This is a genomic window from Pseudomonas sp. NCCP-436 (genome assembly GCF_019656335.1).
In the GTDB taxonomy this organism is placed as follows: Bacteria; Pseudomonadota; Gammaproteobacteria; order Pseudomonadales; family Pseudomonadaceae; genus Aquipseudomonas.
The window spans coordinates 49,133-53,363 of sequence record NZ_BPLZ01000019.1 but is presented as its reverse complement, the minus strand read 5'-3'; the positions used below and the strand labels follow the sequence as shown (position 1 = coordinate 53,363).

The 4,231-nt window shown below is 60.6% G+C and carries 4 protein-coding genes and 1 pseudogene; all 5 read right to left on the bottom strand.

All coding sequences use genetic code 11. From position 1 onward, the window contains the following. Window positions 1-136 (bottom strand): annotated as a pseudogene (locus tag NCCP436_RS16160) (electron transfer flavoprotein subunit beta/FixA family protein); the annotation flags it as partial. 50 nt (window positions 137-186) lie between these two features. Next, on the bottom strand, window positions 187-1,338 hold the full coding sequence (locus NCCP436_RS16155; RefSeq protein ID WP_220804993.1) for an acyl-CoA dehydrogenase family protein: 1,152 nt from the start codon (window positions 1,336-1,338) through the stop codon (window positions 187-189). A 46-nt stretch (window positions 1,339-1,384) separates the two neighbouring features. Then, window positions 1,385-2,449 (bottom strand): enoyl-CoA hydratase/isomerase family protein, encoded by a 1,065-nt coding sequence (locus NCCP436_RS16150; RefSeq protein WP_220804992.1) that lies wholly within the window; start codon window positions 2,447-2,449, stop codon window positions 1,385-1,387. Between the two features lie 2 nt (window positions 2,450-2,451). Then, complete coding sequence (gene mmsB / locus NCCP436_RS16145) at window positions 2,452-3,345, bottom strand: 3-hydroxyisobutyrate dehydrogenase (RefSeq protein ID WP_220804991.1); 894 nt, start codon at window positions 3,343-3,345, stop codon at window positions 2,452-2,454. Between the two features lie 18 nt (window positions 3,346-3,363). Continuing rightward, the gene (locus tag NCCP436_RS16140) at window positions 3,364-4,137 is read right to left on the bottom strand and encodes an enoyl-CoA hydratase (RefSeq protein WP_220804990.1); all 774 of its coding nucleotides are present in this window, start codon (window positions 4,135-4,137) and stop codon (window positions 3,364-3,366) included. Window positions 4,138-4,231: the final 94 nt, after the last annotated feature.

The following is a 4,231-nucleotide window of genomic DNA, read 5'->3' as shown; positions in this document are numbered from 1 at the left end:
CCTCTTCCACAGCGATTTCGCAGAAGGGGTTCATGGACATCTTGACGTTGGCGAGGTCGACGCCGCTGTTGTCCGCCTTGACGCGAACCTTGACGTTGTAGTCAACCACTCGTTTGACAGCTACAAGGACTTTCATCATCTGCTCTATGGATTCGATGGTAGGAAGAGGGGGCATCAGCCCCCGTTTTACAGGGCGTAGTGACTCAGCTCACGGGCGATCAGCAGGCGCTGGATCTCGCTGGAGCCTTCGTAGATCTGGGTAATGCGGGCATCGCGGTAGTATTTCTCCACCGGATAGTCCTCCAGATAGCCGTAACCGCCGTGAATCTGCACTGCACTGGAACAAACCTTCTCGGCCATTTCCGAGGCGAACAGCTTGGCTTGTGAGGCTTCCGACAGACAGGCCAGACCGGCATCCTTCATCCGTGCGGCATGCAGAACCAGCAGACGTGCCGCGTTGATCTGGGTATGCATGTCGGCCAGCATGTTGGCAATGCTCTGGTGTTCGATAATCGCCTTACCGAACTGCACACGCTCACGGGCATAGGCCAGCGCCGACTCGAAAGCCGCCCGGGCGATACCCAGGGCCTGCGCGGCGATGCCGATACGGCCACCTTCGAGGTTGGACAGGGCGATAGCCAGCCCCTTTCCGCGCTCGCCAAGCAGGTTCTGCGCGGGGATGCGGCAGTCGCTAAGGGTTACAGCGCAGGTGTCAGAGGCCTTGATGCCCATCTTGTGTTCGCTGCGATCGACGATGAATCCGGGCGTATCGGTGGGCACTAGGAAGGCCGACAGGCCTTTCTTGCCCAGCTCCGGATCGGTCACGGCGAATACGATGGCCAGGCTGGCGCGCCTGCCATTGCTGACAAATTGCTTGGCACCATTGAGCACCCACTGACCATCGATCAGTTCGGCCCGGGTACGCAGGTTGTTGGCTTCGGAGCCCGCCTGCGGCTCGGTCAGACAGAAACAGCCGATCTTGCGGCCAGCAGCCAGATCCGGTAGCCAGGTGCGTTTCTGTTCATCGTTGCCATAGCGCAGGATCGGCCCACAACCCACGGAGTTGTGAATGCTCATGAATGCGCCCAGCGCGCCGTCGCCGGCGGATATTTCCTCCACGGCCACGGCATAGGACACATAGTCGACAAAGGTTCCCTGCCATTCTTCCGGCACGATCATGCCGAGCAGGCCCAATTCGCCCATGGCCTGAACAACGCCGTCGTCGATCCAGCCGGCTTTCTCCCAGGCCTGCGCATGAGGCACCACTTCCTGGCGCGCAAAATCGCGGGCCATGTCGCGAACCATGCGCTGTTCTTCGTTCAATTCGATGTCATACATCGGCGTCGTCTCTTCTTCTGTCAGGCAACCGGTAACACGCGGTGCTCTAGGGTTGACGAGGCGTAGCAAAAAAACTCTGCACCAGCTCCGGCTGCACCTGATCCAGCGACGTCAGTTGCCAGCGCGGCGCTTTATCCTTATCAATCAGCAAGGCCCGCACGCCTTCGATCAGGTCACCGCGTTCGAACCAGAGACGGTTGAGCGCCATCTCCTGCTCGAAACACTCGGCCAGGGACAACTGCCGACCACGTTGCATCAGCTCCAGAGTGACGGCCACGGCCAGAGGCGAGCGACTGCGCAGGGTGCCCAGAGTAGCACTGGCCCAGTCGGCGAACTTCAGGCGTTTCTCTGCCTGCAGAGACGCCACGATGGCTGCCAGCGAATCATGCGCGAAATGCTCGTCGATAGCCTCGCGCAAACCTTCCAGCTCGGCTCCGGGCAGACGCTCCTTGGCCAGGGTGGCCAGCAGCGAACGCAGGTCTTCGCGCGGGTTGTAGGTCCAATTCATGTTGTTCAGGCAGTGAATCAGCGAGCTCAGCTGCTCCGGCTTCAGGCACCAGTCGGCCAGGCCGCAGTACAGCGCATCGGCGGCCCGCACCTGGTTGCCGGTCATGGCCAGATAGATACCCAGCTTGCCCGGCAGGCGTGGCAGGAAATAGCTGCCGCCGACATCCGGATAAAAACCGATCCCGGTTTCCGGCATACCCATGCGCGCGCGCTCGCTGATCACCCGGAAGGTCGCGCCCTGAACCAGCCCCATGCCGCCGCCCAGGACAAAACCGTCCATCAGCGCCAGGATCGGCTTGGAATAGGCGTGAATGTACTGGTCGAGCCGGTATTCCTCTTCGAAGAACACGAAGTGCTGGGTATCTCCGGCCAGATGGCTTTCGTAAAGCATGCGGATGTCACCACCTGCACAGAAAGCCTTCTCGCCATTGGCGCGCAACACCACCGCCAGCACCTGGGTGTCCTGCTCCCAGGCTCTGAGCTGCTCACTGAGCATGCGAATCATCGGCAGTGACAGGGCATTGAGTCCTGCCGGACGGTTCAGGATCAAATGACCGATGCCGTTGCGAACCTCGGTCAGAACCGGCTGCTCGTGTTCGCTCATGTTCAGCCCTCCTGCACGCCGTACATACGGATGATCGCGGAGAAGTCCAACTGGCCGTTACCCTGAGCGCTGAAGGTCTGGTACAGCTGCTGGGCGGCCGCGCCGAGGATCACCGGCTGGCGGACCTGGCGGGCGGCCTCAGTGGCCAGCCCCAGATCCTTGAGCATCAGGTCGGTTCCGAAACCACCGGTGTAACCACGCGAGGACGGCACACCTTCCATAACACCAGGGAACGGGTTGTAGGTGTCCGAGCTCCAGCAGCGTCCACTAGCGGTGTTGATGATGCCGGCCAACACTTTCGGATCGACGCCCAGCGCCACACCCAGGCTCATGGCTTCGGAGGTCGCGATCATGGAAATGCCCAGCAGCATGTTGTTGGCCACTTTGGCCGCCTGCCCGGTACCGGCGTCACCGCAATGCACGATGTTCTTGCCCATGGCCTGCAATACCGGCAGCGCACGCTCGAAATCGGCCTGAGCGCCACCCACCATAAAGGTCAGCGTGCCGGCGGCAGCACCACCAGTGCCGCCGGATACCGGGGCATCGAGCATGCTGTGGCCTTGGGCCTGAACCGCGCTGGCCACATCACGGGCACTCTGGGTGTCGATAGTGGAGCTGTCGATCAGCAGGGTCGGGACTTGCAGGGCTGAAACGATACCACCCTCACCCAGGTAAACACTCTTCACATGCTGCGCGGCCGGCAACATGGTGATGATCATTTCAGGGCGCTGCGCGGCTGCAGCAGCCGGCGATTCAACCGCCGTTGCGCCAGCCTCGACGAGAGACTGTACGGCAGCGGCCGACAGGTCAAAAACAAAGAGTTCGTGTCCGGCTTTAACCAGATTGCGCGCCATCGGCGCCCCCATGTTGCCCAGACCGATAAATCCGATACGCATGCTGTTCTCCTGACTGACTCAGCTGTGCTTGAACACAGGCGGACGTTTTTCGACAAAGGCACGCATGCCTTCTTTCTGGTCATCGAGCGCAAACACCGAGTGGAACACCCGGCGCTCAAACAGCAGACCTTCACGCAGACTGCTTTCAAAGGCGCGGTTTACGCACTCCTTGTTCATCAGGACGCTGGGAAGCGACTTGGCCGCGATTACCTGGGCCGCAGCCAGAGTTTCTTCGAGCAGTTTGTCTGTCGGAATGATGCGCGAGACAAGACCGGCACGCTCGGCTTCTTCAGCGTGCATCTGACGACCAGTCAGGCACATGTCCATGGCCTTGGCCTTGCCCACGGCACGGGTCAGACGCTGGCTGCCGCCAATTCCCGGCAATACACCCAGATTGATTTCCGGCTGACCGAAACGGGCATTGTCAGCGGCGAAGATGGTGTCGCAGAGCATGGCCAGTTCGCAGCCCCCCCCCAGCGCATAGCCGGCAACCGCCGCGATGATTGGTTTGCGGCGCGAGGCGATGTTGTCGGCGATGGTGAAAAAGTCCTCCAGATAAGCCTCCTGGAAGGTCTTGTCAGCCATTTCCTTGATATCGGCCCCCGCAGCAAAGGCCTTGGTCGAGCCGGTCAGCACCATCACGCTGATTTCAGGGTCGCGGTCGAACTGGCAGACCACTTCGTTCAATTCGCGCAACAGTGTCTGATTCAGTGCGTTGAGCGCCTGCGGGCGATTGAGGGTAATAAGCACGACTCGGTCGTGACGTTCAATCAACAGCGTTTCATAGGTCATTGTTCTTATGCTCCTGAAGCGGCCGGGCACCAGGCCCCGCCCCCCCCCAGACTTGAGGGTGTTGGTGGTTTTAAGAAAGCCCCTCTCATAGGGA